Consider the following 25,464-nt stretch of genomic DNA (forward strand, 5'->3'; position numbering starts at 1 on the left):
TTACGATAATTCTGTTACGATAATAAGGTGTGCTATAACGATAATAAGTCGAGCGGCCAGTGCTTCCGGTTTTTCACTGTGTTTTCAGTTTTACCGGAATGGCTCTCTAAGCTTTTATGCTGAAGGTGATAATCAGCCGCCAAGCTCCGACATGTGGCGGCTTAATCCGCAAATACCATCTTTTTCGATCGAAAATTCATGCCCCTTTGGCTTGCTGTCGATTGCTTTCAGGATAAGTTCGGTGAGTTTTTCATCACTTTCCGAGCTTCTGATGGCTTCACGCAATTCGACCATGCCGGATTGCCCCATGCAAGGGTAAAGTTTGCCTGTCGAACCGATGCGCACACGATTGCAAGAAGCACAGAAATCACAAGAAAGCGGGGTAATGAAACCAAGTCTGCCACCCGTTTCCTTGACTGTTACGTAACGGGCAGGGCCGCCTGAACAATGGGCATCCGGAACCAATGTCCAGCGTTGTTCGAGACTTTTGCGCAAAGCACCGAGTGAAAGGAAGGTTTCATAACGGTCATGACCGGTATAGCCCATTGGCATCTCTTCAATGACTGTCAAATCCATACCGCGCCCATGGGCAAAACGGATAAGATCGTCAACTTCACCGAGAAAGCCGCCACGCATGGCAACAGCGTTCAATTTAACTTTCAATCCGGCTTTTTGTGCCGCATCAATACCGGCAAGCACATGGGCAATATCACCGCGACGGGTCAATTGGTGATAGCGGACAGGGTCAAGTGTATCGAGAGAAACGTTGACACGTTTGACACCATTTTGAACAAGTGCCTCGGCATAACGGGCAAGCAATGTTCCATTGGTTGTCAATGTCAATTCTTCAAGGCCATGTCCGAGATGCTTACCCAGCATTTCAAACAAGACCATAATGTTGCGCCGAACCAATGGTTCTCCACCGGTAAGACGGATTTTGGTGACACCAAGATCAATCATCCGGCTGGCAACACGGTAGAGTTCTTCGATTGTCAGAAGCTCTTTTTTGGGCAAAAACACCATTTCTTCCGCCATGCAGTAAACACAGCGTAAATCACAACGATCGGTTACAGAAAGTCGCAGATAGCTGATCTTTCTGCCAAAAGGATCAACCAACTTTGATTCTGGTGTTTTTTGCACTCTCTAAACTCCTTACTGGACAAGAGGTCCCTCACCGGATTTTAAATCAATACCCGTGATATGGGATTTTCCGGCCAAAATTGCTATATATTGTTGAACAGCTTTTGACCAGCTTGACGCCTCCAGCCAGGCAGCGATTTTTTCTTTTACCAATTCCAGCGGAAGAATTTTTCCGGGAATAATCTGGTTTATTTCTACAATATGATAACCATAACGGCTCTCGATTGGTTGCATCAATAGCCCTGGTTTTTTTGCTTTTTTCAAAGCATTTTCAAATTCCGGCACAGTCGAGCCACGCGTTATCTGACCAAGATTACCACCTTCTGCCGCTGAAGGGCAGGAAGAAATATCTTTCGCAATTGTGGCAAAGTCTTGCGGATTTTTTTTCACCTGTTCCAAAATGGCATAAGCTTTCTCGCGTGCTTGATCGAAAGCCTTTTTGTCTTTCGGATTGGCGCTAACGAGAATGTGTCTAACCTGCCAGATCGTTTCGGTTGAAAAGCGTGACGGGTCACGATCATAAAAAGCTTTGCAATCTTCTTCACTTGCTTCAGGTGTTTTTATTTCACTTTCAAGAAGGGCAGAGATTGCAGCATCAAGCTTTGTCTGGCGGGCATTATCTTGCGCCCCATTATCCTCCCCCGCACTCTCTTCCCGTGGGCTGTCTTCATTATCGGGAACAAGATTTTTATTTTTTGCTTCCTGCCACAAAAGTTCACGGATAACCAATGAACGCGCGGCTTCAAGAAGCGCTTCACCCGGCGTTCGAGCCGGATGATTTTGTGCTTCTTGCAGAATATCAACTTCGGGAATGACAACGCCATTGACGCTGACTTCTTTAAATAGTGGCTTTGCTTTCGGCGGAATTCTGGTGTCGATTTCCTGCTTGGTGGGGGAAGGGGGAACCACTATTTTTCTTAATCCCGAATGTTCGATTTTAACCCTTGTTGCCATAAAATTATTCCCTTATCCGAAGTTTTACTCCGTTACTTCTCTACGGATGTGAACGGGCAGGCGTTCTTTTTTGCGAACAACCTGATAGCCCGGACGCCAGATATAACGCACCGGCGCACTCAGCATATGAACGAGACGTGTAAACGGGAATAAAAGCAAAATGGTAAGACCGAGGAAAAGGTGCAGTTTGAATACGAAAGCCACATCGGTGATATAGCTTGAAGCTGCTAGGTTGAAGGTGAATATTCCCTGTGCCCAATCCATCAGCTTGACCATTTCATGCCCGTCGAGATGCTGCATCGAAAAAGGTATGGTTGCAAGGCCGAGGAAAAGCTGTACCCACAACAGAAGAATAATCAATGTATCTGTTGTGCTTGACGTTGCCCTGACACGCGGGTCGAACAAACGTCGGTGGGCAAGCATTGTTGCGCCGATAATGGCCATGGCTCCGGCAATGCCACCGGCTGTCATTGCAACAATCTGTTTGAAACTATGGCTGACGCCTAGAGCATCCCAAACGGCTATCGGTGTGAGAAGCCCGACAAAATGGCCTAAAAAGATAAACAACACACCGACATGGAAAAGAACAGAACCCCACATCAATTGTTTACGACGCAACAACTGGCTGGAACTTGCACGCCATGTATAAGGCTCGCGGTCATAACGGATAATCGAGCCAAGTGCCAGAACAGTCAAAGCAATATAGGGATAGACCCCGAATATGAGTGTATGGAAAAAGTGCAACATTGTCTCTCTATCCTTAAATTTGCGTTGAAGCATCGCGGTGCTGGGCACGGATGCGACGTTGTAACCGGTCAGGCCCACAATCATTTTCACCCTGATTGCCACCGAAAGTAATGGCTTCTTCTTCCCAGATGCGGTCGAGAGCCTCAAGGTCATTCGGGTCATCTTCTTTACGGTTGACGATTTCGGCCGTTAGTGCCTCGTCGGCTCGTTCGCCAGACAGGCTTTCAAGAGCAACAAAAGCTGCTGCATAAACGGAACCGCGTTTTTGCAATCTCTGCCGGATAGCCGAAATGATGTGCAAGGTTTCGCCAAGAAGATGGCGGGCTTCTTCGTCACTTCTTGTTGACAGAAATTCCAGAAACATCGGCAGATAATCCGGCATTTCGTGAACGTCGATTTCAAAACCGGCCTCGTCATACATGTCCTTGAGGTCGACCATCGCCTGTCCACGATCACGGTTTTCGCCGTATACATGTTCAAAAAGATGGAGCGACAAAGACCGCGTTCTGTCAAAAAGCAAAACGTAGTCTTCCTGTACTTCATAAATGTCACGATCGGAAATTGCCGAGACCAGACTTTTCAGGCCGACAATTTCTGACGCATCAAGATCGGAAAGTTGATCGAGCGTTGCTCTGATGAGATTGCCCGATTGCTGCAATTCTTCATCCGGATAGCTTAAAAGTAAGGAAATGATTTTGAGATCGGAATTCATTACGCGCTCTCCTTCAATAAGTCTGTCGGTGTTGTGACGACTTTCTTACCCTTTGAGCCGAAAAGATCACCCTTTGAATTGCCGCCCGAACATCCGTTGCCGAATGAAAAGCCGCAAGACCCGCGCAGATCATAGGCATCTTCACTCACTTCACGGTGGGATGTCGGAATGACAAAACGGTCTTCATAATTGGCTATCGCCATGACCTGATACATGTGTTCGATCATTTCAGGTGTCATGCCGACTTTTTCCGCATATTCCGGACGATATTCACCATCGACAGATTTCGCACGCATATAAGCACGCATGGCAAGCATACGTTCAAGTGCCGAAACAACCGGTGCTTCTTTACCGGCAGTCAACAAATTGGCAAGGTAACGCACGGGTATGCGCAACGAGCGGACATTGGGAATAAAATCGTCCATTGCAAGCTTGCCGGCTTCGGCTGCCGATTGCAGCGGCGAAAGCGGCGGAATATACCAGACCATCGGCAAAGTGCGATATTCAGGATGAAGCGGAAAGGCTACTTTCCATTTCATTGCCATTTGATAGACAGGCGAATGTTGGGCGGCTTCAATCCATTCGTCACTGACACCGTCTTTACGTGCCTGTTCGATAACAGCAGGGTCATTCGGATCAAGGAAAATCTTCAATTGTTCCTCATAAAGATCCTGTTCGCCTTCTGTAGCAGCAGCATCGGAAATCTTGTCGGCATCATAAAGCATCACACCAAGATAACGGATACGCCCGACACAAGTTTCCGAACAAACAGTCGGCATACCGCTTTCAATGCGCGGATAGCAGAAAATGCATTTTTCCGATTTGCCGGAAGACCAGTTGAAATAGATCTTCTTATAGGGGCAGCCTGAAACACACATACGCCAGCCGCGGCATTTTTCCTGATCGATGAGAACAATACCGTCATCCTCGCGCTTATAAATCGCTCCCGATGGGCAAACGGCCACGCAGGCAGGATTGAGGCAATGTTCGCAAAGACGTGGCAAATACATCATGAATGTATTTTCAAATTCGCCGTAAATTTCTTTTTCGACATTGGCAAAATTGTAATCTTCGGAACGCTTGGAAAATTCGCCACCAAGCACATCTTCCCAATTCGGGCCCCATTTGATTTTTTCCATGCGCTCGCCGGTAATCTTCGAGCGCGGACGGGCAACCGGCATGGTTTTTGACTCTTTTGCCGTTTGCAAATGCTCATAGTCGAAATCGAACGGTTCGTAATAATCGTCAATCTCCGGCAGATCGGGATTGGCAAAAATTTTGGAGAGAACGCGCCATTTTGCGCCCATGCGCGGACGTATCTTGCCATTCGATTTTCTTATCCAGCCGCCATTCCAGCGTTTCTGGTTTTCCCAATCTTTGGGAAAACCGATGCCGGGTTTGGTCTCGACATTGTTGAACCAGGCATATTCAACGCCTTCACGGTTCGTCCAGACATTTTTGCAGGTGACAGAGCAGGTATGGCAACCGATACATTTATCGAGGTTCAGAACCATACCTATTTGCGCGCGAACCTTCATTCTGCGGCCTCCTTCATTGCTGAATTTGCTTCACCATCCATCCAATCGACATGGTCAAGTTTGCGTACCACCACAAACTCGTCGCGATTGGCACCGACAGTGCCGTAATAATTGAAACCGTATGATTGCTGGACATAGCCGCCGATCATATGGGTCGGTTTGGTAATAACGCGGGTCACCGAGTTATGGATCCCTCCGCGTTGTTTGGTTAAAGGCGAGCCAGGAACATTCACGATTTTTTCCTGGGCATGATACATGAAGACCGTTCCGTCTTTCATGCGCTGTGAAACGATGACACGGGCAACAAGCGAACCATTGGCATTGAAAGCTTCCACCCAGTCATTATCGACAATACCGGCCTTTTGAGCGTCATTTTCCGAAATCCAGACAACCGGTCCGCCTCTGTTCAAAGTCAACATCAACAGATTGTCGGAATAGGTCGAATGGATACCCCATTTCTGGTGCGGGGTTATGAAGTTCAAAATCAGATGCGGCTTGTCACCGGCCTTGGCTTCGATCGCCGTTGTTACCGTTTTGGTGTCGATCGGCGGGCGATAAACGCAGAAACCTTCACCAAAGGCACGCATCCACAAATGATCCTGATAAAGTTGCTGGCGACCGGTGATAGTGCGCCACGGGATCAATTCGTGAACATTGGTATAGCCGGCATTATAGCAGACTTTTTCTGATTCAAGACCAGACCACGTGGGTGACGAAATGATTTTACGCGGCTGGGCAACAATGTCGCGATAACGGATCTTTTCGTCTTCCTTAGGTAATGCGAGATGCGTATGGTCGCGTCCTGTATGTTCACCCAAAGCTTCCCATGCCTTGACGGCAACTTCACCATTGGTTTCAGGTGCAAGGGTCAAAATGACTTCGGTTGCATCAATATCGGTTGCAATGCTCGGCATGCCTTTTGTGGCACCCTCATCTTCAACAACGCCATTGATACGGCCGACGAGATCGACTTCCTCTTCGGTTTTCCAGTTGATACCTTTGCCACCATTACCGACCTTTTTCATCAAAGGCCCAAGGGCGGTAAAACGCTTGTAGATATTCGGATAGTCGCGTTCAACCACTGCAATGGCCGGCATTGTTTTGCCGGGAACGGGTTCGATTTCGCCCTTTTTCCAATCCTTGACATCGAATGGCTGACCAAGCTCGCCCGCAGTATCGTGCTGGCTCGGAGACAAAACGACATCTTTTTCAACACCCAGCACTTCTTTCGATACTTCGGAGAATTTCTCGGCAAGGCCTTTGAAAATATCCCAGTCGCATCTTGCTTCCCAAGCCGGATCAACCGCGCTTGAAAGCGGGTGGATGAAGGGGTGCATGTCCGACGTGTTAAGGTCATTCTTTTCGTACCATGTTGCAGTCGGCAACACGATATCGGAATAGACACAGGTTGTAGACATACGGAAATCGAGTGTGACGAGAAGATCGAGTTTGCCTTCCGGCGCTTCGTCGTGCCAGACGGCTTCTTTGGTCTCGACCCGTCCCTGATCTCCCAGATCCTTGCCCAACACTCCATTGGCCGTGCCGAGGAAGTGTTTGAGGAAATATTCGTGCCCTTTACCTGATGAACCGAGAATGTTCGAGCGCCAGACAAACATGTTGCGTGGCCAGTTTAACGGATCATCCGGATCTTCGCACGACATTTGAAGGCTGCCCGATTTCAGACCGTCGACGATATAATCCTTCGTTTCTTTACCGGCAGCTTCCGCTTCTTTAACAAGGTTGATCGGATTTGCTTTCAATTGTGGTGCCGACGGCAGCCATCCCATGCGCTCGGCACGGATATTATAGTCGATCAATGCACCATCCCACGACCCTTCGGGAGCAGTTGGCGACAACAATTCGCTGACTTTCACAGTTTCATAGCGCCATTGATCGGTATGGGCATAGAAAAACGACGTACCGTTCATCTGGCGTGGCGGGCGCGACCAGTCAAGACCGAAAGCAAGCGGAGCCCAACCGGTTTGCGGGCGCAATTTTTCCTGTCCCACATAGTGGCTCCAGCCACCTCCGGATTGGCCGATACAACCGCACATAACAAGCATATTGATAATGCCGCGATAGTTCATATCCATATGGTACCAGTGATTGATACCGGCACCGAGAATAACCATCGAGCGACCTTTGGTCTTTTCGGCATTGCGGGCAAATTCCCGCGCAACGGTTATGATTTTGTCGCGCGAAACGCCCGTAATCTTTTCTGCCCATGCGGGAGTATAAGGGATGTTGTCATCATAGGAGGTTGCACAGTTTTTGTCTTTGAAGCCACGTTCCAAGCCGTAATTGGCAACGAACAGGTCAAAAACGGTGGCGACAACAACCTCGCCTTCCGGCAATTTCAATTTGCGGGCAGGTACTTTGCGTGTGAGAATGCTCTCATGATCTGTGCCGTCATCGAAACTGTGTTCGCGACTTGCAAAATAGGGGAAATCGACATCGGCAACGGTGTCATGCTCGCCTTCAAGCATGAAACTCATTTCCAATGTGACATCACGGCCCTTGCCATCTTTTGATTCAAGGTTCCATTTGCCTTTTTCGCCCCAACGGAAACCGGATGAGCCAAGTGGCGCAACATAATCACCGCTTTTCATATCAACGGCAACAGTTTTCCATTCGGGATTATTGGTTTCACCGAGCTTGTCGGCAAAGTCGGAGGCACGCAGCAACCGGTCAGGAATGAAGTGGCCATTTTTGCTAACCAGTCTGACGAGCATCGGCATATCTGTGTAGCGCTGGCAATAATCTTCAAAATATTCAGCCTGACGCTCCAGATGGAATTCGCGCAAAATAACGTGGCCGAGCGCCATGGCAAGTGCTGCGTCGGTTCCTTGCTTGGGATGAAGCCAGAGATCGGCGAATTTGCTTGCTTCCGAATAATCGGGTGAAACCACCACCGATTTTGTGCCTTTATAGCGGGCTTCCGAATAAAAATGCGCGTCCGGTGTGCGGGTTTGCGGCACGTTAGAGCCCCAAAGCATAAGGAAACCGGCATTATACCAGTCGGCAGATTCAGGCACATCTGTCTGTTCACCCCATGTCATAGGTGAAGCAGGCGGCAAATCGCAATACCAGTCATAGAAAGACATGCATACACCGCCCAGAAGTGACAGGTAACGCGAACCGGAAGCATAGGAGACCATGGACATTGCCGGAATCGGCGAAAAGCCGATAATCCGGTCGGGACCATATTTCTTGATTGTGTAAGAATTGGCAGCAGCGATAATCTCGTTGACTTCGTCCCATGTAGAACGAACAAAGCCACCAAGCCCGCGTACCTTCTGGTATTCAGCCCGCTTTTCAGGATTTTCCTGAATTGCAGCCCATGCACCGACCGGTGTTTTTACCACGCGTTCCTTGCGCCACAATTTGATGAGACGCGAGCGGATCAGCGGATATTTTACACGGTTTGCCGAATACATATACCAGCTATAGCTTGCGCCCCGTGGACAGCCACGTGGTTCATGGTTGGGGAGATCGGGGCGGGTACGCGGATAATCGGTCTGCTGGGTTTCCCAAGTGACAATACCACCCTTGACGTAGATTTTCCACGAGCACGAGCCGGTGCAATTGACACCATGCGTGGAGCGCACGATTTTGTCATATTGCCAGCGTTTGCGATAAGCGTCTTCCCATGAGCGGTTTTCATCGGTTGTTACACCATGTCCATGAGAAAACGGTTGTTTTTTTCGTGCCAGAAAATTCAGGCGATCGAGTAGTAGACTCATCAATGGTCTCCTTAACTTACAGCGTTATTTTTGTGTCCGACGACCTTCGACATGGAGGATTGCACCGTTACGGATGTAACAGAACCATGTGATGGCGAGGCAAATAACGTAAAAAATCATAAATCCCCAAAGTGCGGCTTGCGGGCCACCCGTTGCATCTTTGGATAGTGCAAAACTTACGGGTATAAGAAAGAAGGCATAGGCAGCAATGGCGGCAGTAAAGCCGGTGATTGCAGCCGATTCACGGTCGCTTTGATGGCGTTTTTGTTCTTCCGTGGCGTTCGGCATGGTCTTGTCGATAACACGGCTCATAATAACCGGTATCATCTGGAAGGTTGAAGCATTGCCAACACCGGTTGCAAAGAACAAAACCATGAATGCAGCAAAGAAACCGGGGAAAGCAATGGCGCTGCCGGGATTAGCCACAAAATAGAGTGCGGCACCCAGAGCAAGCATCATCAGGATGAATGCCCAGAAGGTTACACGTCCACCGCCGATTTTGTCGCTTACGCCACCAAATCCCGCACGTGCGAGTGCCGAAATCAGTGGTCCCAAGAATACGTAGTGCAACACGTTCACATCCGGAAAGGTCAACCGCATCAAAAGTGGGAATGCAGCAGAAAAACCGATGAACGAGCCAAAAGTTCCCATATAAAGAACGCACATCAACCAGTTGTCTTTGCGTTTGAAAATAATAGCCTGATCGGCAAATGAAGCCTTGGCATCGGCAATGTCGTTCATTCCGAACCAGCAGCATATGGCTGATAAAGCAATGAAGGGTACGAAAACAAAAGCGCCGTTCTGTAGCCAGAGTTCGGAAGTGGAACCGTCGGCTTGCGTCACAGTGAGCGGGTGGCCGCCCAACCAGCCGAAGGCATTGGTAGCAATAACGAGCGGTACAACAAATTGCACAACCGACACACCGAGATTGCCCAAACCGGCATTAAGGCCGCTCGCTTTACCTTTTTCGGCTTTCGGGTAGAAAAACGAGATGTTCGACATGGAGGAAGAAAAGTTTCCGCCACCGAAGCCGCACAACAGTGCAAGAAGCGCCATGATCCAATAAGGGGTGTTGACGTCCTGCACAGCAAAACCGATTCCGAGTGCCGGTATCAACAAAGAAGCGGTTGTGAGCGCCGTCCAGCGACGGCCACCGAATATCGGCACCATGAAGGAATAGAAAATACGCAGTGTTGCACCTGAAAGCCCAGGTAAAGCGGTAAGCCAGAACAATTGTGTCGAACTGAATTTGAAACCGGCACGCGGCAATTCGGCCACAACCACCGACCAAACCTGCCACACGGCAAAAGCCAGAAGCAGAGCCGGAATAGACAACCAGAGATTCTTGTTGGCAATTTTGCGCCCGTAATTGTTCCAGAAGCTGTTATCTTCGGGATTCCATTCGGTTAATACATAACCTTTATTAATTTGATTGGACATGCGAATTACTCCTGAAATTCAGGCGTTTTTTGCCCGAGCTCTACCAATTTGCGGTGGTCCATCAGAAGGATTGAAACATGCATCCAGATGAGTGCCGCGAGTGAAATGACAAATAAAATCATGAAGCAGGTTGAATAGACGCCGGTGATGTCGAGGACTTCACCGAAGAGAATTGGCAGGATAAAACCGCCAAGTCCGCCCATCATACCGACGAGGCCACCAACGGCACCGACGCTTTTCGGGTAATAAACCGGAATATGCTTATAAACAGCCGCTTTCCCTAGAGCCATGAAGAAGCCGAGTATGGCAACGATCAGGGCAAAACCGACAAGGCTGATGGCAAATGTAAAGGTGAATGGACCTTTGGCCGTTTCAACCGTGTATTGTGTCGGTGGGTAGGAGAGGATGAAACATGTAATTGTACACATTGTCAGTGTCCAATACATGACACGGCGTGCACCGAATTTATCAGAAAGATAACCGCCATAGGCACGGAAGAGTGACGCGGGTATCGAATAGAGTGCTGCGATAACACCGGCAAGCCACAGATCAATCGAATAAACATCCTGCAAATAGTGCGGCAACCATGTTGCCAAAGCGATATATCCACCGAATACGAAGAAGTAATAGAAGGAAAAACGCCATACTTGCAGTTTCTTTAAAGGTGCCAGTTCAAGCAAAGCGCTTTGCGGTTTTGTGCCTGAACGGCGTTGTTCGACAAGCACAGGATCATCGGACGTAAAGAGCCAGAAGATCACCGCCGTGATAACGAGCACCAGTGCCCAGATATAGGCCACACCTTCCCAGCTACCCCACCAGCTCATCACCCATGGAGCGCCAAGTTTTGTGACGGCTGCACCAACATTGCCTGCACCGAAAATGCCCAGTGCGAGACCCTGTCTTTTGGCGCTGAACCAGCGCGAAACATAGGCAACGCCGACAGAAAATGTGCCACCGGCAATGCCAATTCCAAGAGCTGCCACCAACATCCACGTGTAGGTGTGGGCAAATGTGAGAAGAAACGTCGATAAAGCGGAGGCCAGCATTGATAATACAAAAATAATGCGTCCACCGATCTGTTCGGTCCAGATGCCAAGTGGAATACGCACGAGTGAGCCGGTGAGAACCGGCGTGGCTATCAGAAGTCCGAGTTCAGACTGGCTCAAGCCCAATTTTTTCTGTATCGCAATGCCGATAATCGAAAAAATTGTCCATACCGCAAAACAAACGGTAAAGGCTAAAGAGCTCAGCCAAAGTGCCTCTGAAGAGCCTTTGATTGGAGTATCAGTTTGTTCCATTTTTTAGCACCAGATAAATTCTTTCTTTTTGTTGAGGGCGTATGTAGTAATGAGTGAAATAGCGCACCTTGATCAAAATCAAATGAGTTTTATTTAAAATAAAAGAAAAGCTTAATTTAAAATAATGATGATTGTGGCTTGAAATATTTCTCTGCTGCACTTGATATTTGTTAAGGCAAAAACAAAAAATGCTAATTAGAGGAACAATATGAGATCAGAAGATCGATTAAAAATTCAAAATCTTGATATTTTTTCACAGGCAAGCGAAAAAACCTTCCACTCCTTAACGGGTCCGGGTTTTTTTCAACGTTTTCCGCCAGGAGTGGTTCTGGTGAGCGAAAACAACATGCAGGATTTTCTCTATATATTGGTCGATGGTCAGGTCGAAATGTATGCGACCAGCCATGGGCGGGTAACAATTCTTGATATTCTCCAACCGGTCAGTCTCTTCATTCTCGCAGCTATTTTGAATGATGATGTGTGTTTGCAATCTGCCAGAACATTGACCGAAGCCGAGGTGCTGATGATTCCGGCTGCGCGGTTCAGAGAAGCCATTGATAATGATACCGCATTTATGCATGCGGTGGTGCGCGAATTGTCGCGTCGGTACCGCACGACCATCAAGGAGTTGAAGAACCAGAAATTGAGAAATGGCAGTGAAAGATTGGCAAACTGGATTTTGGCTGAAGCCGATTATCATGTGGATGCCAATTATATTGAAATTCCGTTCGAGAAGAAGCTGCTTGCTTTCAAACTCGGTATGACGCCGGAAAATCTTTCACGTGCATTCGCAACTGTTGCAAAACACGGTGTCAATGTTGATGGTTCACGCATTGTCTTCACAGACAGGCAAAAGCTTATCAATTTTGCCCATCCGGATAAACTCATCGACAAACGCGAGCCTCTTTGATTATTAATAAACGAACGATACAGAACCGGTTTCAGAATGGCTGCCCGAATTTCAAGCGCCAAACGTGAATGCGTTCGAGCTTGAAGTCATTCGAGCTTGAAATTATTCAGAACTGAAATCATTATTGATAAGGAATTGTTCTTGTGCGGTTTATTCGTCGGATCTTTCGTTTCGTTTCGTTTTTATTTCTTGTTATCATGATTATTGTGCTTGTCATTGATGCAGCCCATTCGGTCGGAGCTTCAACGATCACATTTACTTCAATCGCGTCGACAGCCTCGTTCATTCTATCGCTAGGCACGTCGACCGCGGAGAATCCGGTTTTGAATTTTTTTCCCCTTTATCTTTCGCCAGCCGTTGAATTTGTAAGTCGCTGTCCGACATGGATCGTTTTTGGTATTTTAGCGTTGGTATCTTATATGATCGGTTATGATGGTGAAGCCTTACCGGATGCCGGAAACTTTGGGGATGAAAATGTTTGATATTTTGTCATTTTCGGAAAAACTCGATATGCCGAAAAAAGAAGATGCACTTGTCGGCAGGAGTGAACCGATTGCAACCGCAAAAACACACTATGTCAATGGTCACAATCTGAAAGGTCCATATCCTGAAAATATGCATCATATTATTGTGGCGATGGGCTGTTTCTGGGGTGTCGAGCGACTGTTCTGGAAAATGACGGGCGTTTACGTGACAGCCGCAGGTTATACAGGCGGCTTTACACCAAACCCGACTTATGAAGAAGTTTGCACAGGTAAAACCGGACATACAGAGGCAGTACTTGTCGTCTATGACCCGAAGATCCTTCATCTCGACGAGATATTGAAAACCTTTTGGGAACAACATGATCCCACGCAAGGAATGCGGCAGGGAAATGATATAGGCAATAATTATCGTTCCGGCCTCTATCTGGCAAATGACGAAGATCTCAAAATTGCCCAAAAAAGCAAAGCACAATTTGAAAAGGCACTGCAATCGCAGGGATTGGGGCCAATCACAACGGAAATCGCGCTGGAAGGGCCGTTCTATTTTGCTGAAGATTATCATCAGCAATATCTTGCCAAAAACCCGAATGGCTATTGTGGATTGAAGGGAACCGGCGTGACCTGTCCTATTTCATGAAGGTGACCGCCGGTAGTTAAAAGCAAGTTTCAAAGTTTTATTAAAAATCTGCCGTCCATTACAATTTTGGACGGCATTATTATTGCAATTTGTTTCTTACTTTCAAAAAGCCCTTATGACGTCTTGGCATTTTGCAGAGAATAACTTTATGACTATCTTTGATAGTGCGGAAAATATCAGCGGAGAGAATTTCAAAGCGGAATGTGCCTTCCGATTGGTCGAAGTTGACCAAATAATGCGTGTCATTTTTCTAAGCAAAATTTTCTAAAAATTCGTGGTTCAACCATGCCAATCACAGGGAAAATAGCGTCGATTTCAGATGGGATTCAGCCGCAAACAAAAAATTGAAGTCAAAAGATTCAATAATTTTTGCATATATTATTTGCGCTTTTTATAGGCTGACAGTTATTGAATTTTGACGGACTAAAAATGCGGAATACAGTTGACGGTATATTATTTCTTATCTGGAACTCGTTCACATTCCTGCTCGGGACGCATGTCGTAGAAGCGTTGTGGCACGATAACGTCATACTCGCGCTTGTCGGCCTAATCTTTTTCCCCGGAGGTGTCTGTCGCGGATTTATGCTTTGGGTTGGCTGGCTTTCGGCAATATTTTAAGATGTTTGAAAAATATTTTCCACGTGCACCGATTGGTCATCAGCAAATAAGGCTAAACAAAATTTTCAACCCCGTTATTGCCGATGAAAAAGATGGAGAGGGTCATTATTCCTAATAAATGTTGATTATCAATATTGTCTAACAGAGTTTCGGCTTCAACACCTTTGGAACAAGGCTTAACCCATGTTTCACCAATGCGGTGGTCGGGTAACAGGAATGTCGGGCTGGCTTTGTTCTTCAAGCTCCAGAAAGCGTTTGGTCAGAGCTTTCAATTTTTTATCCATAAGGTCGATTGTTTTCCATTGTTCGGCAAGAACAGTAGAAAGCTCCTCGACGAGCCGCTCCTGTTCGGCAAGTTTTATTTCCACTTCGGTAAGACGATCTGTTTCAATCACAATGTGTGATCCTTATTTCTGATATAGCGTTCGCCGGGTTGTAAAAGAACCTTATTGTTGAAGGCAAGACCCAGCTCGAGACTGTGGGCAATCTGGGTTGCTTTTTTCATGAACAATTCGGCATCTTCCTTCACGCAAAGTTCTTCAACAGTTTTTTTGAAAATGTCGAGCCACTGGTCGAAATGTGCAGCATCAATCGGTAAAACGACATGCTTTGGCATTGGGCGTCCGTTATAGCGGTTGGTATGCAGCATGACCGATGACCAGAAGGCGAACATATTTTGTAAATGGGGTTCCCAATCTCGAATATGTTCTTCAAAGATGGGACCAAGTAAATGATCCTTTCTCACCCGCCCATAAAATGTACGAACCACAGATTCGATAACTGCTTCATCTACTGCAATCGGTTCTTGTGCCATAAATCTCAATCCGCTGCTTTTATTTTCATCCCGTAAATATCAATTCCATGGCCTTCGCCTAAAAGATCAGTCGTCAAATAAAGCTTGGCCGCACTCGTTCCTTCAGCCGGTATTGTGACCTCGAACAGAAGGTCGGTTCTATTCAAGGGAACTTCAAAACGGCGTCTGCCGCAATCCGCATTACTTCCGAGATCGCAGGTAATGCTCATCTGGCTAGGCGTTGAACTATCACTCTTTGCATTGATGTCGAGCATGGTTTTTTTGCCGCGTAAGCCGGACAGTACTCCCGCACCGATTTCTATAACGACGACATCTTGCTCGCTATTAGCGGAAATATGTGTATAAGGCACACCGTCATCATCCTTTATGGACACAGATGTGCTTCCATATGTTGTGATTGCTGTTGCATCACCGGGGTTGAAAAATTTTATCCAACCGTCATCCTTGCTTGCTTCCTGACGAAAAGGAACAACTGTTTTTACCTGTTGGCTTTGCGTCAGAGCTTGCGCGCGATGTTCGATAATTGCGCGTCCGGAAAGACTATTGAAAAACGACCAGGCGGTGAAGCAGATTATCATAACAATCGCAAGAATTGACGGTGCAACAATCAATAGAATTTTTGAACGTCGGCGCGCCAATGCGCGGTGTTGTGTGGTGTTTATAAGATTGGTTGCACCATTGACTTCTATTTCTATCTGTTCTTCGGGACCTTCGGCTGCAAGTTTATGATTCTCCTCAGCGGGATCGTCCGGATTGGAAGTCGTATAGCCGTTTTCAATATGTTGGATAAGTTGCATCAACGCATCCCGACGATTGGTCCGGCTTTCATCATTCAGCCTGTGATTAGCCAATAGAGCACGTTCATGTGCATTCCAGGCTGATTCATACACACGCCGTCTTTGGGCAACATTGCTCGCATCAATTTTTAATAATGCGTTGCGGATGGCTTGCTCGGCATTGGCCAAAGAACAATTCTCCTTATAATCGAAAATCCGTTCGATAGAATAAGCAAGAGCGGAAAGATTGGCAAACCAAATCGCAAATCAAATTTATGGTCAAGTTTTCAAAGAAACCGTTTTTTTGATATAGTAATATCGAGAACCAACGAAAAACACTGAAAGACCGAATTGCCCGCTTGCTTTCGTTTGATCTTTTAGTTATCACCCGATACCGGTTCTTTTGTAGTTAAAAGAATCTGTGCCGCATTAGCTCAGTTGGTAGAGCACGTCATTCGTAATGATGGGGTCGCTGGTTCGATTCCGGCATGCGGCACCAATAAAATCTTCATAAGTATCTGTTTTTATTGAATTTTTTTATTTTCAATTTTTAAGATATTGATATTTTAGCCAAAAATGTAAAACAAAATGTAACACATTTACAAAATACAACGGTAAAAATATAATAAAAACAATATTATATAAAAAATTATGCCGCCGGCATGCTGCACCAAAAATCACAAATAAAACAACATATTAATTCTTATCCTGAATGGAGCGCGTCATAATAGAGCGCACTACGATTTTCCAGACGGATTTACACGTTTTTTAACACGGAAAAAGCGAACGAAAAATTCCTGCAGATCAAAAAGAAAATTCTTCGGTAAATAAAAATCGGCACAAATAAAAAAGCCCGGAAATCATTCAGGGAAGCTCACTTTTACGGGGTGTCCGAGGATTGGCAAATATCCCCACAGCCACAGCAAAAAAGCCACCGACCATAATGTTGCAGCCACAGCATAATGGGAGTTAATGAACGCGAATGCACTGCTTGTTTCAGGAAGAACCCGCGACGCCGCCGCAAATATAATAAATGCGATTGCCGCTTTTGATTGCCATGGTACGGCTATCAATTTTCGTCCTGAATGACGTAAACCGGCGATCGTGAATACACCCAGAACACCAAGTCCGAGTGTTACGATAGTCAATATATGTAATCCTGCATAAATTGATATGCTTTCGTTGAAACCGGAAAGACCGATAAGAAAAAAGCCCACACCCGCGCTGGTGTTTGCAAGCGCGAGACATAACACTTCAGCCTTGAAAGCAGCCTTACCGATAAACCATTCCGCTGTTCTGTCCATAAAACCAGCACTGGCAGCGAAAGCCAGATAATATTGCATTTGTGAAGATGGCAGGAAAAGCATTGAAAGAGCATATAAGACTGTCAAAAATGGCGACAGATTGCGTCTGCCCGGATGCGGGCGATAAGGGCTTGTTTCGCCCGAAGGATCCAATGAGAGATTTGTAACGACGGTGTTGATGCGCGAAATTGCCAAAGAGAACAAAACAACAAAAACAGAAATGATCGCCCATAAAAGACGAGACGAGAGTTCTGTTTCTTCCTGCCACCATGAAATTTTCAAAGTTGTTTCGAGTATGAAAAGGATGAGGAGCCATAACAGGAACGAAATGCTTTTCCATTTTTTTCCCAAAATAATTGGCAAGCCGACATAAGCGATCAACAAGGCCAAAAAGGCGCAATCAAATAGACTGCCCGTTATCATCAGGTAATCCGAACCGAAAAAACCGACAATGCGTCCGGGAAGCCATAATAAAAATAACCGGAAAAGTCTCATGCCATTTAACGGCTTGGTTTCTGTCCATTCGGCAACGGCCGAACACAGAAAGCCTGCAAGGGCAGCAGAGTAAAAGCCGAAAATCATTTCATGCGCATGCCATTGCTGGGGGAAGATATATCGTGTACCGGGATAGTCGAGTTGATAGACAATCACCCAGATAAACGGCATCAATACGGCGTAACAGGCCGATACCGGAAAGAAAAGGAAAACGCCCTCTATAAAAAAGGGACTATGAGCAATCACTGCTCTGATCTTTTTGCCAAGCCCCATCGCGCTAATCCTTGTTCCTATAAAGAAGGTCGTAAAAATCACGATCTTGGGCAAATTCTTCGCTCATATCGAATATTTCGCGTTCGCTCCTCTTTCCTGGTTCACCTTCAACATGTCTTTCAGCGACAATTGTTGCCGGATCGCCACCAACCAGTAACAGACGGTGAGCAATGCGCAATGCTTCGTGAAGATCATGGGTAACAAATAATGACGAAAAACCTTGGCCTTTTGCCTCTTCAATAACAATATCCTGAAGATTGCGCCGTAAGCCAATGTCGACTGCCGAAAACGGTTCGTCAAAAAAGATAATATCGGGATTGACAGCAAGAGCACGCGCGACTGCTGCGCGCTGGCGCATACCACCGGATAATGCGGCCGGATATTTTTCAAGATCTGTTATTTTTAAACCGACTTTTCTTGCGCAGTCCGACACGAGGTCATTTGTTTCGTCTCTCCGGCGTGAATGATTCAAACCATAGGCAATATTTTCATAGGTCGTTTTCCAGGGTAACAATCTCGGTTCCTGAAAAACGATTGCCTGTTGCCGGAAACTTTTCTTGATCTCTCCTTTGTTAGGTGTCAACAGGCCTGCCGCTATCTGCAATATTGTCGTTTTTCCGGCTCCGGAGGCACCCAGAACAACCAATGTTTCATGGTCGTCGACGTGAATATTGACGTTTTCAAGAATACGTCTTCCGAGATAAGAAAACGCAATATCCTGCATTTCGATTCTCATCTTTTAACGCCCCAAGGGTCGGATGCATGCCGCCAGCTTTCAAAAAATTCCCGTATCGGATGAATAATGCCGAATTCGGTTACCAAAGCAAAACACACAATAATCAAAATGATAGCAGTAACTTCGGGTACATCGAAGGTACTACGTGCCTCGAAAAGTAAGCCTCCCAAGCCCCCCGAATAACTTAAAAGTTCGGCCATGACCGCAACTTTCCATGCACTTCCTGCCGAAAGCGACAAGGCGGGAAATATGAAAGACACCATTTGCGGAAATGTGATTGTACGAAATCGTTTCAATATGCCGATGTTGAAAGCACGAGCCATATCGTCGAGCGAACGGTCACGCGTGGCAATTGCTTCTACGCTATTGATAAAAATAAGCGGAAAGGACGCAACTGCAATCGTCATGACAACAGACCCGCCGCCGTTTTCAAACCATATGAGTGCAAGGACAATCCAGCCTATCGGTGGAACCCCTAATAGAATGATAATGATCGGACGCATTAGCCGGATCGCAGCAAATGAATAACCGCATAATACTCCGCTTAGAATTCCGATTGAACCGGCTATCGCAAAGCCCATGAAGGAACGCTCGGCCGTTATTTTTGCCATCGCTATGAATTTGTCCGTTTGGACAAGCAAGATCATTGCTTGCAAAGTTTGTTGCGGAGAGGGGAGCACATAACTGCCATAAAGCTCATGTGCTAACTGCCAGACAGCGAAAAAACAGAAGCAACCGGCAAGCCCTGCAAAACCTCCCCAGAAATAGTTTCCAAGCGAAACAAGATGAGAAATGAGTCTGGTAGAGCGCATCAGGCATAAAATCCGTCGTCAGGTAGTTTTCCGCCTAGAATTGCGGAATTTTGTTCGATGAGAACATTAAAAAATGTTTCAAGCGATGGTTTGACTTCTCTGGCATTATGGACAACAAGATGACTGAAAGCGACGGATGCGGCAATCAATCGCGGAGGGAAATCAAGCAAATCGCCAACCTGTTCGGCGGCTTTTTCGGGATCGGCCTTAATTCGTTCGAGCGCACTTGCCAAACATGCATTGAGTGCTGCTATTTTTTTTGTTCCTGCGTCGCCTTCAAATCCTTTGCCGGTGACAAGACCGGCTTGCGGAATGGCACCCGTCTTTGAAACTTTTTCCCAAAGTTTTTGAATATCAAGCGCACGAACAATTTTTTTAGGCGATGCAGCGCTCATAGAAATCACTGTGGACGCTGCAGGTTCGACAATGACTGCAGCATCAACACGCCCGATCATAAGAAGCGGCATGGCTTCGGGGAGGCTTCCCGTATATTGCATGTCGATTGCATCCGGCTTGATGTCATATGCTTTTAAAATTGCTTGCATAATGTAGTCGGGCATATCGTTTTTGAACGGTACAGCAAGTTTTTTCCCGACAAGATCCTGAAGTGTTTTGATATTGGATGCTTCCGGTGCGACGATGTAAAGAAGCCCGTCTGTCAGAATATTTGCCAATCTCACGTCAAGACCCTTATTATATAAATTCGCGCCGTTATAGCTTGGCAAAATAGCCATATTGACAGAACCGGAGCTTAAGCCTGCTCTGATCTGATCGGGATTGTTCCAAACCTTGAATTGGCATCCGGGTAGCAAATCTTCCAACATGCCGGTTTTTACTGCATAAGCCGCGACGATAGAAGGACCCGCCGGAGGCCCCCATATTACCGGTTTTTTGTCTTCGGCAGCGGCAATAGCAGGAAATGCACAAATAGCGGGGAGAAGTGAAGCACCAATTAAAAAATGACGGCGTGTTTGAGTAAGCATCATCTACCTCTGGTAAAAATCATTCATTAACAATGGTCATATGAATTGGTCATGGGTGTTTGATTATGGCATAGAATTTAAGATGAGTTTATTCCTCAATTTTAAAAAATCAAAATGCTGCTTTCATTTCAGGCGAAAAAATATTTCCTGACAAGGCGAAATGTCGCTTTACTATAGCGCACTTCCTGAAATGATTATTGTTAAAATGCTTTGTTTTTATAGTATTATCATGTAATGTTAAATTATATATTCGTTGTTTTGATAATATATTGAATTGGAAAAATATTTTTAAAACAATATATGAACCTTACGATCTTTTCGTCGGATTTTATATTTTGCTTCCATGTTGATTCTGGTTTTATAGATTGAGAATCTGTGAAAATTCGTCATTTATAGATAAAATACGACACATTGCGGTTGACAGTAAGTATTGCGGGAAAATTCATAACAAGTATATTCAAAACGTTGTATCGGTTATCTTAGGTGCTAAATGATGCCGTTAAGGAATTTTTATATAACGGTTTCAATATCGAGCAAGTGGTGTGATAGAGGAACTTCTGTTTCAGTTTTCCTCTATTGTAGGCAAAAACAATATCCATTCCGCCAACTTTCTTTCGTGCAGGAATAAATTGATATGATCGAATTTGAGATCAATAATAATCAGAAGATCATTAACAACATTGTTGAAAATATAAGTCTATAACTTCGCAAGTTATTCTCTCGGAAGTATCGGTCTATTTATTTCGATCGTTGGAATATCCCTCGAACGGTTTTAAAACCGATATGAATTCTCATCAGCTTGTGGAACACCCATAACGTTTATTTTTGTGGCCTGATTTGCGGGCGAAATTGGTGTGGTAGATTGAACAATCAAGTAATATTATTTGTTAAAATATTTAAAAACAAACTTATATTAATTTAAATTTTTAAAAATTAATTAGAAATAACAACATTGAAATATTTTAATATAACTTCACCGTCGGATAATACGATTTTTATAATATAATCAATTATGATAATAAAAATGTTATCCGACGGTGAAAATTAAGATCTTAAATTGCTAATGGAATGGTTATGTCATTTGAGTTTATCATGGGCAGTTTCACGCATATTTAAAATTACCGCTGCAGAAACGATAGAAATCGGAATGACATAGAGGCTTGGCGATTGTGGTGAACCTGTAAATTTTATTAGCAGTGTAACTATAAAAGGGGCGAAACCTCCAAAAATAGCATTCGACACGCTATAGCCAAGTGACATCCACAAAGTTCTGGATTCAGTGCTGAACATTTCAGCCATCGCTGCAGGCGCCGGGCCATTGTAGAAAGCCGCGAGAACTGAAAATATGATCTGGCATGTCACAACGACTGTAAATGTCGGGTAGGCTATCATCAATGAAAACAATGGGTAGGTAAGAAAGATGAAGAATACACAAGCAATAAGGAGAAGTTTCCTTCTTCCGAAAATATCGGAAGCCAATCCACATAACGGGATAGCAATCACAATGACAAGCAACCCGACCGTATTTGACCAAAGGGCTTCAGCTTTTGATAGTTTGAGTATAGTTTGGGTGAATGTCGGCATATAACTCAGCAATACATAGAATGAACCGGTCCAAACAATTGATATACCGAATGCCTTGCATGCAATGAGAAACGACCTCGATTTGGCTTCGCTTTGCTGGGGTGTTGTTTCTTTCTTGGCTTTTTCAAATGCCGGCGCTTCTCCCACCTGACTGCGCATATAAACGCCAACGATAAGAATTAAAACACCCAACAAGAACGGTATACGCCATCCCCAAGCAACCAACGCCTGCTCGCTCATGACAGATGTAACGATAGCAGCCACACCCGAACCCAAAAGCATTCCCGCACAAAGAGAGGCCATAACAAATGAACCGTAAAAGCCCCTACGGTTCTCTGGCGCCCATTCAACAATAAAAGCGGTCGCACCACCAAATTCACCACCGGCTGCGAGGCCTTGAACAATGCGAAAAACCATTAATAAAATAGGTGCAAATATCCCTATTGTTTCATAAGACGGCAACAGACCGATGCCAATCGTGGAAAGAGCCATAAAATATATTGTTATAATCAAGGCGACTTTGCGTCCTTTGGAGTCGGCAATTTTTCCGATGATGATGCTCCCTATCGGGCGTGCGAGGAAGCCGCCACCAAAAACCGCAAAAGTTGCCAATATGGAGACTGTATGATCTTCGGAAGGGAAAAATTTTGCGGCAATAATCGTTGCAAAAAACGCGTATACTGCGAAGTCGAACCATTCCAATATATTTCCGAGTACAGCCGAAGAAACTGCTTTTATACGGTCAGCTTGGCTAGCGCCCATTTTTATTATTTCGATTCCGTCTTCTATTTCCGATTGTGTAGACATACTTTTCCTCCCGAATGCAATTTTAAGTGTTTTTGCAAGATCACTTACAGTTTATCAGTGTATTCATCAAATTTTCTAAAAATGTTACGATTTTTATATATAAAAAAATTATTTTTAATATTGGTAATAATTGATATGATATATTTTTATTGTAAATATAATAGAATATAAATATTTATATAATATATTATTAAAATTGTTACAAATGGAAATATATATAAAAATAGTTTTTAAAATTTTTAAATTTAAATATTATTAAATTTTAATTTATAAATTTCTAATAAATTGATATCTTTCAATAAGAACAACGAAATTGGATACCCGGTTTTTATTGATGAAATATAAGTTAAATCGCACCGTTAACATTAAGTATGCAGGGGTCCGGTGCGATTTTGATTAATCAAGCTCGCTTTGCTCCGATTTTCTATAGTTTACCTGAGGAACTACTTTTTGTATGCGGTGAATCCGGCCTGTAACTGACCGCTTTCGTGACAGACCATCCACCATCCACGACGAGAGCAGTTCCTGTTACAAATTCCGAAAATGGAGACGCTAAAAATAAAAATGCATTGATAATATCATCAACATTTCCTTTTTGCGCGCCCAGTGGAACGGTAGAATCAAGATCATCAAGAAATTTTTTATCTTGATAATAAGCTTCTGTTAGTGGTGTGCGGATAGTACCGGGAGCAACTGCATTAACGCGTATTCCATGGGCTGCGAGATCGGTTGCGAGATTTTTTGTCAAGCCGATAATTGCGTGTTTGGAGGCTGTATAAGCCGGACGATTGGGCATTGCTAGAACACCACAAATCGAGGCAACGGATATAATATTGCCTGACTTGTTTTTGGCCATACGCAATGCAGCCTCGCGCGCGCAATAGAATGTGCCGTTAACATTAACCGAAATAACGCGAGCAAACTCGGCCGGTTCGATTTCCAGAATCGTTTTTATTTCGCGAACGCCGGCATTATTGATTAATATATCAATATGGTCGTATTTTTCGTCGATTTTGTGAAATGCATCGGATACACTTACGGGGTCGGATACATCCACTTCAATCAAAAGATCTATATTGTGCGAATGTCTTTCTTTGAGAGGACCTTTCTCCAAGCCAATTACATTTGCACCTAGAGCTTTGAACGTCTCTGTAGCTTTTGATCCAAATCCTCCCAATGCACCGGTTATGACGACATTTTTACCCGTGAAATCAAATTTATAATCGTTCACTTTTTTCCCTCCCGAAAGCGAATTTATGTTTGGTCAAAGATTGAAATTATAAGATTTTTCAATTCTCTGCCTTCATCAAATTGGCAACAAATGACGTATTGAAGACACCAGAAACAAATTGTTTGTTCTGCAACAACGTTCTGTGAAACGACGCAGTTGTTGTGATTTCACCGAGATCAAGCTCGTCCAAGGCAGAGAGCATCCGTGCAATTGCTTCGTCTCTCGTTTGCCCCCAGCATATCAATTTGCCTACCATTGAATCATAAAATGGTGGAATTGCATATCCGGCTTCGATATGTGTATCCATCCGGATGCCAAGGCCGCCGGGCATATGAAACCTGTTCACAACGCCGGGGCAAGGCATAAAATTGTTCATAGGATCTTCCGCATTGATACGGCATTCTATAGCATGTCCGTTAACGCATATGTCTTCTTGTTTAATTGCGAGAGGAATTCCACTTGCAATCCCTATTTGCATTTTTATCAAGTCGAAACCGGTAATCATTTCTGAAACGGGGTGTTCGACTTGTATGCGGGTGTTCATTTCTATGAAATAGAATTTTCTTTCGTCGAGATCGAACACAAATTCGACAGTGCCGGCATTTTTATATTTGACTTCGCGACACAAAGAAATAGCCGCTTCTGCCAATTGAGAACGCAGTTCTTTATCCAATACGGGAGATGGCCCTTCTTCGATAAGTTTCTGATTACGGCGCTGCGTTGTACAATCGCGTTCTCCCAAATGTAAAAAAGTTTTTCCGTCGCAAATCACCTGAATTTCAATGTGGCGGATATTGGTGAGATAACGTTCGATATAAACCGATGCGTCACCGAATGCCGTTTCTGCTTCCGACATAACTTCAGAAAGATCACGTTCAAGGGTGGCCATTTCGCGAACAATACGCATTCCACGGCCACCGCCGCCGGCAGCAGCTTTAATCAGCAAAGGAAAACCGACATTTTTTGCAACATCAAGGGCTTCGGCAAAATCTTTGATTGCCCCATCAGAACCGGGAACCGTAGGTACACCGGCTTTTTTGGCAATTTTTTTTGCTTCTATTTTATCTCCCATCTGATGAATAACCGAGCTTTCCGGCCCGATAAATATCACCCCTTCTTTTTCGCACTCCGCTGCAAAGGCTGCATTTTCGGCCATAAAACCATATCCGGGGTGGATAGCCTGAGCATCAAACGTCTTGGCTGCACTGAGTATTGCCTGTGTATTCCGATAACTTAAATTGGATTGAGAAGGGCCGATACAAACAGCCTTATCAGCCAATCTGACAGGAAGAGACTTTGCATCGGCTTCGGAGTGGACAAGAACTGTTCTAATACCCAGTTCCCTGCATGCACGGATAATGCGCAACGCGATTTCACCACGGTTGGCAATCAAAACAGTTTTTATAAGAGATGACATCTAGTTAATC

19 protein-coding genes, 1 tRNA gene and 1 pseudogene are annotated in these 25,464 nt (G+C 45.1%); 4 read left to right on the top strand and 17 right to left on the bottom strand.

The window, feature by feature from the left end:
- Positions 1 to 132: 132 nt before the first annotated feature.
- The 7 genes and pseudogenes from moaA to GQS64_RS03110 all read right to left on the bottom strand — a co-directional run bounded on the left by moaA (position 133) and on the right by GQS64_RS03110 (position 11,572).
- Positions 133 to 1,140 carry a GTP 3',8-cyclase MoaA gene (gene moaA, locus GQS64_RS03080; RefSeq protein ID WP_077990741.1) on the bottom strand — a complete coding sequence of 336 codons (1,008 nt, stop codon included), beginning with the start codon at positions 1,138 to 1,140 and terminating at the stop codon, positions 133 to 135.
- A 12-nt stretch (positions 1,141 to 1,152) separates the two neighbouring features.
- Positions 1,153 to 2,094: a peptidylprolyl isomerase gene (locus GQS64_RS03085; RefSeq protein WP_210329423.1), complete on the bottom strand. Its 942-nt coding sequence runs from the start codon at positions 2,092 to 2,094 to the stop codon at positions 1,153 to 1,155.
- A 24-nt stretch (positions 2,095 to 2,118) separates the two neighbouring features.
- Positions 2,119 to 2,841 carry a respiratory nitrate reductase subunit gamma gene (gene narI / locus GQS64_RS03090; RefSeq protein WP_077990743.1) on the bottom strand — a complete coding sequence of 241 codons (723 nt, stop codon included), beginning with the start codon at positions 2,839 to 2,841 and terminating at the stop codon, positions 2,119 to 2,121.
- Positions 2,842 to 2,854: 13 nt separating this feature from the next.
- Entirely contained in the window at positions 2,855 to 3,553 is a 699-nt protein-coding gene (narJ, locus tag GQS64_RS03095) for a nitrate reductase molybdenum cofactor assembly chaperone (RefSeq protein ID WP_077990745.1), read from the bottom strand.
- Positions 3,553 to 5,091 carry a nitrate reductase subunit beta gene (gene narH / locus GQS64_RS03100; protein ID WP_077990747.1) on the bottom strand — a complete coding sequence of 513 codons (1,539 nt, stop codon included), beginning with the start codon at positions 5,089 to 5,091 and terminating at the stop codon, positions 3,553 to 3,555. Before narH ends, narJ begins: the two co-directional genes overlap by 1 nt.
- Positions 5,088 to 8,834: a nitrate reductase subunit alpha gene (locus tag GQS64_RS03105; RefSeq protein WP_077990751.1), complete on the bottom strand. Its 3,747-nt coding sequence runs from the start codon at positions 8,832 to 8,834 to the stop codon at positions 5,088 to 5,090. The genes narH and GQS64_RS03105 overlap by 4 nt, the downstream gene beginning before the upstream one ends.
- A 24-nt stretch (positions 8,835 to 8,858) precedes the next feature.
- Positions 8,859 to 11,572 (bottom strand): annotated as a pseudogene (locus GQS64_RS03110) (nitrate/nitrite transporter).
- A gap of 208 nt (positions 11,573 to 11,780) precedes the next feature.
- Between GQS64_RS03110 and GQS64_RS03115 the strand changes: the two are divergent.
- From GQS64_RS03115 to msrA, 3 genes are all read left to right on the top strand, one after another.
- Positions 11,781 to 12,482: a cyclic nucleotide-binding domain-containing protein gene (locus GQS64_RS03115; RefSeq protein WP_077990753.1), complete on the top strand. Its 702-nt coding sequence runs from the start codon at positions 11,781 to 11,783 to the stop codon at positions 12,480 to 12,482.
- A 143-nt stretch (positions 12,483 to 12,625) separates the two neighbouring features.
- A complete protein-coding gene (locus GQS64_RS03120; RefSeq protein ID WP_198230580.1) occupies positions 12,626 to 12,964 on the top strand; it encodes a hypothetical protein in 339 nt (112 codons plus the stop codon).
- Positions 12,951 to 13,604, top strand: coding sequence for a peptide-methionine (S)-S-oxide reductase MsrA (gene msrA, locus GQS64_RS03125; protein ID WP_198230581.1), 654 nt, complete (start codon positions 12,951 to 12,953; stop codon positions 13,602 to 13,604). The genes GQS64_RS03120 and msrA overlap by 14 nt, the downstream gene beginning before the upstream one ends.
- Positions 13,605 to 14,410: 806 nt before the next feature.
- Here the strand turns inward: msrA and GQS64_RS03130 are convergent.
- The 3 genes from GQS64_RS03130 to GQS64_RS03140 are packed head-to-tail and all read right to left on the bottom strand — an operon-like array spanning position 14,411 to position 16,001.
- Positions 14,411 to 14,614 carry a SlyX family protein gene (locus GQS64_RS03130; RefSeq protein ID WP_369805223.1) on the bottom strand — a complete coding sequence of 68 codons (204 nt, stop codon included), beginning with the start codon at positions 14,612 to 14,614 and terminating at the stop codon, positions 14,411 to 14,413.
- Positions 14,614 to 15,036, bottom strand: coding sequence for a group III truncated hemoglobin (locus GQS64_RS03135; RefSeq protein ID WP_198230583.1), 423 nt, complete (start codon positions 15,034 to 15,036; stop codon positions 14,614 to 14,616). The genes GQS64_RS03130 and GQS64_RS03135 overlap by 1 nt, the downstream gene beginning before the upstream one ends.
- Positions 15,037 to 15,041: 5 nt before the next feature.
- Positions 15,042 to 16,001 (bottom strand): hypothetical protein, encoded by a 960-nt coding sequence (locus GQS64_RS03140; protein ID WP_198230584.1) that lies wholly within the window; start codon positions 15,999 to 16,001, stop codon positions 15,042 to 15,044.
- Positions 16,002 to 16,235: 234 nt separating this feature from the next.
- Between GQS64_RS03140 and GQS64_RS03145 the strand changes: the two genes are divergently transcribed.
- Positions 16,236 to 16,311, top strand: a tRNA-Thr gene (locus GQS64_RS03145).
- 361 nt (positions 16,312 to 16,672) lie between these two features.
- On the opposite strand, the gene GQS64_RS03150 is transcribed toward GQS64_RS03145, so the two are convergent.
- From GQS64_RS03150 to accC, 7 genes are all read right to left on the bottom strand, one after another.
- On the bottom strand, positions 16,673 to 17,884 hold the full coding sequence (locus tag GQS64_RS03150; RefSeq protein WP_198230585.1) for an NnrS family protein: 1,212 nt from the start codon (positions 17,882 to 17,884) through the stop codon (positions 16,673 to 16,675).
- 4 nt (positions 17,885 to 17,888) lie between these two features.
- Positions 17,889 to 18,620 carry an ABC transporter ATP-binding protein gene (locus GQS64_RS03155; protein ID WP_198230586.1) on the bottom strand — a complete coding sequence of 244 codons (732 nt, stop codon included), beginning with the start codon at positions 18,618 to 18,620 and terminating at the stop codon, positions 17,889 to 17,891.
- Entirely contained in the window at positions 18,617 to 19,432 is an 816-nt protein-coding gene (locus GQS64_RS03160) for an ABC transporter permease (protein ID WP_198230587.1), read from the bottom strand. The genes GQS64_RS03155 and GQS64_RS03160 overlap by 4 nt, the downstream gene beginning before the upstream one ends.
- Entirely contained in the window at positions 19,432 to 20,418 is a 987-nt protein-coding gene (locus GQS64_RS03165; RefSeq protein WP_198230588.1) for an ABC transporter substrate-binding protein, read from the bottom strand. Before GQS64_RS03165 ends, GQS64_RS03160 begins: the two co-directional genes overlap by 1 nt.
- Positions 20,419 to 21,492: 1,074 nt before the next feature.
- The gene (locus GQS64_RS03170; RefSeq protein WP_198230589.1) at positions 21,493 to 22,806 is read right to left on the bottom strand and encodes an MFS transporter; all 1,314 of its coding nucleotides are present in this window, start codon (positions 22,804 to 22,806) and stop codon (positions 21,493 to 21,495) included.
- Positions 22,807 to 23,230: 424 nt separating this feature from the next.
- Positions 23,231 to 24,037: an SDR family NAD(P)-dependent oxidoreductase gene (locus GQS64_RS03175; protein ID WP_198230590.1), complete on the bottom strand. Its 807-nt coding sequence runs from the start codon at positions 24,035 to 24,037 to the stop codon at positions 23,231 to 23,233.
- 58 nt (positions 24,038 to 24,095) lie between these two features.
- Positions 24,096 to 25,454, bottom strand: coding sequence for an acetyl-CoA carboxylase biotin carboxylase subunit (gene accC, locus GQS64_RS03180; protein ID WP_198230591.1), 1,359 nt, complete (start codon positions 25,452 to 25,454; stop codon positions 24,096 to 24,098).
- Between the last annotated feature and the right edge of the window lie 10 nt (positions 25,455 to 25,464).

It is taken from the genome of Bartonella sp. P0282, assembly GCF_048452985.1.
Lineage (GTDB): Bacteria > Pseudomonadota > Alphaproteobacteria > Rhizobiales > Rhizobiaceae > Bartonella > Bartonella choladocola.